At 59.7% G+C, this 5619-nt stretch carries 6 protein-coding genes and 2 pseudogenes; 6 read left to right on the top strand and 2 right to left on the bottom strand.

The features are described from left to right. Positions 1-90: 90 nt before the first annotated feature. The 3 genes and pseudogenes from CCD76_RS18735 to CCD76_RS18725 all read left to right on the top strand — a co-directional run. Positions 91-285 (top strand): annotated as a pseudogene (locus CCD76_RS18735) (NYN domain-containing protein); the annotation flags it as partial. Positions 286-535: 250 nt separating this feature from the next. Further along, positions 536-868: a helix-turn-helix transcriptional regulator gene (locus tag CCD76_RS18730; RefSeq protein ID WP_087721024.1), complete on the top strand. Its 333-nt coding sequence runs from the start codon at positions 536-538 to the stop codon at positions 866-868. Then, the gene (locus CCD76_RS18725; protein WP_087721023.1) at positions 858-2168 is read left to right on the top strand and encodes a type II toxin-antitoxin system HipA family toxin; all 1311 of its coding nucleotides are present in this window, start codon (positions 858-860) and stop codon (positions 2166-2168) included. The genes CCD76_RS18730 and CCD76_RS18725 overlap by 11 nt, the downstream gene beginning before the upstream one ends. Here the strand turns inward: CCD76_RS18725 and CCD76_RS20520 are convergent. Further along, on the bottom strand, positions 2157-2282 hold the full coding sequence (locus CCD76_RS20520) for a hypothetical protein (RefSeq protein ID WP_256961387.1): 126 nt from the start codon (positions 2280-2282) through the stop codon (positions 2157-2159). The two genes, CCD76_RS18725 and CCD76_RS20520, sit on opposite strands and share 12 nt — an antisense overlap. 543 nt (positions 2283-2825) lie before the next feature. Here CCD76_RS20520 and CCD76_RS20515 point away from each other — a divergent pair. From CCD76_RS20515 to CCD76_RS20505, 3 genes and pseudogenes are all read left to right on the top strand, one after another. Further along, positions 2826-4328, top strand: a complete 1503-nt coding sequence (locus CCD76_RS20515; protein WP_306298819.1) for a Clp protease N-terminal domain-containing protein — start codon at positions 2826-2828, stop codon at positions 4326-4328. Between the two features lie 120 nt (positions 4329-4448). After that, a pseudogene (locus CCD76_RS20725) lies at positions 4449-4922 on the top strand (AAA family ATPase); the annotation flags it as partial. After that, complete coding sequence (locus tag CCD76_RS20505; RefSeq protein ID WP_101146951.1) at positions 4841-5167, top strand: integrase core domain-containing protein; 327 nt, start codon at positions 4841-4843, stop codon at positions 5165-5167. The pseudogene CCD76_RS20725 and the gene CCD76_RS20505, both read left to right, overlap by 82 nt. A gap of 120 nt (positions 5168-5287) precedes the next feature. Here CCD76_RS20505 and CCD76_RS18710 read toward each other — a convergent pair whose 3' ends face one another. Next, positions 5288-5602 (bottom strand): hypothetical protein, encoded by a 315-nt coding sequence (locus tag CCD76_RS18710; RefSeq protein ID WP_256961386.1) that lies wholly within the window; start codon positions 5600-5602, stop codon positions 5288-5290. Positions 5603-5619: the final 17 nt, after the last annotated feature.

Below are 5619 nucleotides of genomic sequence, written 5' to 3'. Positions count from 1 at the left end.
TGGTTCAGGTTCTTGGCGGAACACACTGAATTTTCAAGAGAATACCATCCGCTATCTTCGTTTACAGACCGACCTCATGAATAAGCCGGGATCGAGTACGCGGTGCAGGCGGACGTGGTGGTCCTGGTCTCCGGAGATGGGGATTTCGATCTGCTGGCGCAGAAAATCCGCGAGGTGCATGGCAAGCGCGTCGAGGTCTACGGCGTGCCCAAGCTCACCGCGAACTCCCTCATCCAGGCCGCGAGCCAGTTCATTCCCATCGAGGGCGATCTGCTGCTGGGTTGACGCCTCGGGCGTTCAGTATCAAGGAGTGTGGCGAGTGAGCGAGGCGCCGACGGCGCCCCATAGCGCGGTTGGGACGGGCGATGATCGCTAGTCGCCTTGAGTAATGGATATTTAAAGTTTCATTTCATGATTTTGTGGGTAGTGAAGTGCTCATTTTCTTGCGGTCTCACGCAGGCCGCATCATAGTGAGCATCTGAATACTCACAATCCGTCTAATGAGTCTTGAAATGCCCAATTTGACGAGATGGCAATGAAGCGGCCGCGCAGCTACTCCCGCGTCACCAGGCAGGCACTTTCGATCCTCGGCAAGCTGATCAAGGCTGGCCGTTTGGAGCGGGAGTTCACCGCTGCCGAACTGTCTGAACGCGCAGGCATCTCGCGTAAGACCCTCCGCAACATCGAAAATGGCGAAGCCGGCACCGAGATCGGCATCGTCTTCGAGGTCGCCACACTCGTTGGCGTGCGGCTGTTCGATGTCGACGACCGGGCAGGTGCGATACATGGCGCCCATCTCGAGGAAAAACTGACGCTGCTGCCGAAGCGGGTTCGCCCGAGCAGGCAGGAGGTCGATGATGACTTCTAGGCTGACGCAGCCACGAGAGATCTATGTCTGGATCTGGTTGCCGGGAGAGACACAACCCGTGGTGGCCGGTCGCGTCACGCAGCACGGCGATCGCTATAGCTTCAACTATGGCGCCAGCTACCTGGCGCGTGATGGTGCGATCCCGATCTATGATCCCGAACTGCCCCTGCGCCGCGGCCTGATCGAGCCGACCGCTGGCCTGTCGATGGCCAGTTGCTTGCGTGACGCCTCGCCCGATGCCTGGGGGCGCCGGGTGATCATCAATCGTCTGATGGGGGGCAAGGCCGACGCCGCTGACGACATCTCCGAACTCACCTATTGGCTCGAATCGGGATCGGACCGGATCGGCGCCCTCGACTTTCAGCATTCCGCCACAGAATACGTGCCTCGCCTCAAGGCCGAGGCGTCTTATGAAGAGTTGCTGGAAGCGGCTGAACGGATCGAGAAGGGCGCTCCGCTGACGCCAGCCCTCGATCAGGCGTTGAACCACGGCACCTCGATCGGCGGCGCCCGCCCGAAGGCCCTGATCGACCATGGCGATCGCAAAATGATCGCCAAGTTCTCGTCGAGCACGGACATTTACAGCGTCGTGAAGGCGGAATTCATCGCCATGAAGCTGGCATCTGCATGTGAGCTCGATGTCGCCCCGGTCTCGATGACCGCGGCGGCCGGCAAGGATGTGCTGCTCATCGACCGCTTTGATCGCATCAAATCAGGGGCTGGCTGGCAGCGAAAAGCGATGGTGTCAGCGCTGACGATGCTTGGCCTTGATGAAATGATGGCGCGCTATGCGTCTTACGAAGACCTTGCCGAAGTCATCCGTCACCGCTTTACCGACCCGAAGCAAACGCTGCGCGAGCTCTACGCTCGGATCGTATTCAATATCCTGTGCGGCAACACGGACGATCATGCCCGCAACCATGCCGCGTTCTGGGACGGCAGGATGCTCTCGTTGACCCCGGCCTATGACATTTGCCCGCAGGGGCGAACGGGCAACGAAGCGACTCAGGCGATGCTGATCAAGGGCGAAAACCGTATGAGTACGCTGCACAGCTGCCTCGCGGCCGCCCCGGACTTCCTGCTCAATGACCAACAGGCCCAGGCCATCATCGAGAACCAGATCGTCACGATAGCCCGTGAATGGGACGGGGTCTGCGAGCAAGCCAAACTGACCGAGACTGACCGCAGGCTTTTTGCCGGCCGACAGTTTCTGAACAGCTACTGCGTCGAAGGCCTCGGGGCTGCGCATAGCACGATTCTTGATGGCTTTGCTGCCGCACGCGCGCATTTACTCGGCTAACAAGGCGGCGAGGGTCAATCCCGCCGGTTCGAGCAGCACGACCAGCGCCATCTCGGCGAGATGATTGTCTTTGACAGCACTGAGCCCCGCCCGGTCGGGGGCGCTCAGTATCATGAGGGGCGAGTTCACGAATCGGGGTAGGCCATGTCGCGTGTATGGGTTCGCTTCCACAGCCATGCCTGCACGCCCACGCCTAATAGCGCCACGAGGCCGGCGACGATGGAGAGCGCGTCGATAGGCATCTGCAGTGGCCAACTGACAGCCTACGCCCGAAGTTGGACGGTAGGAGGCTGGACCTCGTGAAAATAGTTCTGTCCCGGTTTCACCGATGCCGCCTTGCTTTCGATCCACCTCTCGCTATACTGAAATTTTAAGCTTCTCCTGGGCTCTGCCCCCCCCCCCTCCCAAGTTTCACTGGGCTCCGCCCCCTCTCCAAGGCTTAGCCGTTCCTATACGGCTGTTGTAAGCCACACAACGGTGCAACGGAGGCAATATGGGCCAGAGCGCGGAACAATCACCCCACGTATCATGCGATATCTGCCGGCAACGCCCTGCGGCTCTGCAGGTCACCGTTTCACAAGCCGGTCGAAGACGCACCCTCAACGTATGCCAAACGGATTATTTGCGCCTGAGAGCACGAAGTGCCTCTCCATTTGAATCCTGTTTGGCAGCGGGTTACTCGCCGACGATTTCTTCGGGCGGCTGGCGCGAGACGAGGATTTCGGCTTTGGCAGTGTCGCCGGTCGAGAGAACGGCCGGCCGCAGGATAGCGAATCGGTCGCCCTCGGTGACTTACTTAGCGAGCAAAGCGAGCAGATTCTGCAGCAAGCCGCGGCTACCGCGACGGAGTGGGGTTCGCAGCTGATTGATACCAGCCACCTGCTTTACGCGCTGGCCGATAACGATGTGGTGCAGGCGCTCCTCAAGCGATATCAGCTATCGGCCAAGGACCTCAAGGCCCAGATTGAGCAACTGACACCCAAAGCTGAGAGCGAACCTGAAACGGACGGGCCTACAAAGATCGGAGTTTCCCCACGGGTGAAAGCCGCGCTACAGCGCGCCTTCCAGGCGTCGAGAGACCTCGGGCATGGCTATATTGGTCCCGAACACCTTCTGATCGGTCTGTCCGAGGAGGAGGGGCTGGCCAGCGACTTGCTGAACCGTTATGGCCTCTCTGCACACGGTCTTCGGCAGAAGGCCGTGCAGGTGGTCGGAAAGGGGGCGCAGGAGGGGCGGCTACCGGAGCAAAGCGACACGCCCACCCTGGACAAGTACAGTCGGGATCTTACGGCATTGGCTAACGAGGACAAGCTGGATCCGGTGATCGGGCGAGCGGCCGAGGTTGAGACCCTGATCGAGGTTCTTTCCCGTCGCCGCAAGAACAACCCTGTTCTTATCGGTGAGCCGGGGGTCGGCAAGACCGCCATCGTCGAAGGGCTGGCGCAGCGAATTGTTCACAACGAAGTGCCGGACCTGTTGCAGAACAAACGGGTGGTTGAGCTAAACATCAACTCGCTGGTGGCGGGTTCCCAGTATCGTGGTCAATTCGAGGAGCGGATCAAACAAGTCCTCGACGAGATTACGTCCCACCAAAACGAGATTGTGCTGTTCATCGACGAGCTGCACACCATTGTCGGCGCCGGATCGACCGGGGGCGAAGGCGGGCTGGACGTCGCGAATACCCTCAAGCCCCAACTGGCACGTGGCGAACTGCATTTGGTCGGTGCGACCACGCTGGCCGAATACCAGAAGCACATCGAAAAAGACGCAGCGCTGGAGCGGCGGCTGCAACCGGTGTTCGTCGCCGAACCAACGATTGACCAGACCATCAATATACTCAGGGGGCTCAGGGATCGACTGGAGGCCCACCACAAGGTGACGATCACCGACGAGGCGATTGTCGCCGCCGTGGAGATGGCCGACCGCTACGTCACCAACCGGTTCCTGCCGGATAAGGCCATCGATCTGATCGATCAGGCGGCTGCTCGGGTACGAATCGGTGGCACCTCAAGACCGCCGGAGCTTCACGAGCTTGGTGCGCAGATCGATCAATTGCGGCGCGAGCGTGACTACGCATCCAACCGCAAGAATTTCGAGCGCGCGAACGCGCTGGAAGCTCGTATCGAAGAACACCAGGGCAACTATGATCAAGGCCTGTAGGAATGGAACACGACCCGAAGCACTAGCGCCAATCAGGTGGGCGTCGAGGATGTGGCACAGATCGTTTCGCGTCTGACCGGCGTTCCGGTGACAGAGCTCACCACGGAGGAGCGCACCAGGCTGATGGAGATGGAACAGCGTCTGCATCAGCGGGTCGTCGGTCAGGACGAGGCGGTAAGAGCCGTATCCGATGCCGTGCGTTTGTCTCGCGCCGGGCTGGGCGACCGCCGCCGTCCCATCGCAACCTTCTTCTTCCTCGGACCCACGGGCGTGGGAAAGACGGAATTGACCAAAGCCCTTGCGGAAACGGTCTTTGGTGATGAAGAGGCGATGATCCGAATTGACATGAGCGAGTACATGGAGCGGCATACGGTTGCGCGCCTCATCGGGGCGCCTCCCGGATACGTCGGGTTCGAAGAAGCGGGGCAGCTCACCGAAAAGGTACGGAGAAAGCCTTACAGCGTCGTTCTGTTGGACGAGTTCGAGAAAGCACACACGGATGTCCAGAGTCACTGTTCCGAACCTGCAAATATCGGCCGGACTGGCCATCAGCAGGCTTTAAAAGCCTTGATGAAGCAAGGGGATGGGTGCTGAAGTTTACGCGGTGGTACAACTACGAGCATAAGCACAGTAAGTTGCGGTTCGTCACGCCACATCAGCGCCATACAGGGCAGGATGTTGCGATACTGGCTCAATGCAAAGAACGAATTGAAGCCGCTAAAGCAGCTAACCCAAGTCGTTGGGGAAACCGCGAGGTTAGGAACTGCACACCAGTGGGACCGACAACGCTGAATCCTGAAAAACAGCAGACTAAACAGATAGAAAAAAAGGCCGCTTAAAACGGTCAATGGTGACAACTAACTTGAAAAACGCCGCTCAACTAGCCAAGATAGTTGTCATAAACAGGTCATCCTAATTGTCGCAAGCACCCAAATGGCCTGAACATTTGGCGAACTAAGCTACTCGGCCCGCGCCAACTCCCGTGCCAGGAACGGAGCGGTTCGGCTGCCAGACTTTCGGGCCACCTGCTGAGGGGAACCCGCCACCACGATGCTGCCGCCGGCAGCGCCCGCGCCTGGCCCTACGTCGATCACCCAGTCGGCTTGGGCCACCGCACGCATGTCGTGCTCGATCATCACTACGGTATTGCCGGCATCGACCAGGCGCTGCAACTGCACCAGCAGCCGGTCGGCATCCGAGGCGTGCAGCCCGGTGGTCGGCTCGTCGAGCACGTACAGGCTTCGGCCGCGCTGGCTGCGTTGAACCCGCCTCATTCACGAGGGTGCTGATT

Origin of the sequence: Salinicola salarius, from assembly GCF_002179555.1 — a bacterium.
GTDB lineage: Bacteria > Pseudomonadota > Gammaproteobacteria > Pseudomonadales > Halomonadaceae > Salinicola > Salinicola salarius_A.
Note: the sequence above shows the minus strand (reverse complement) of the source record. Positions and strands in the feature narration are given on the sequence as shown.

Excerpts from the sequence above, each read along its gene's own strand:
- CCD76_RS18730 (WP_087721024.1), top strand. The coding sequence starts at position 536 with ATGAAGCGGCCGCGCAGCTACTCCCGCGTCACCAGGCAGGCACTTTCG.
- CCD76_RS20520 (WP_256961387.1), bottom strand. The coding sequence starts at position 2,282 with ATGATACTGAGCGCCCCCGACCGGGCGGGGCTCAGTGCTGTCAAAGAC.
- CCD76_RS18725 (WP_087721023.1), top strand. The coding sequence starts at position 858 with ATGACTTCTAGGCTGACGCAGCCACGAGAGATCTATGTCTGGATCTGG.
- CCD76_RS18710 (WP_256961386.1), bottom strand. The coding sequence starts at position 5,602 with ATGAGGCGGGTTCAACGCAGCCAGCGCGGCCGAAGCCTGTACGTGCTC.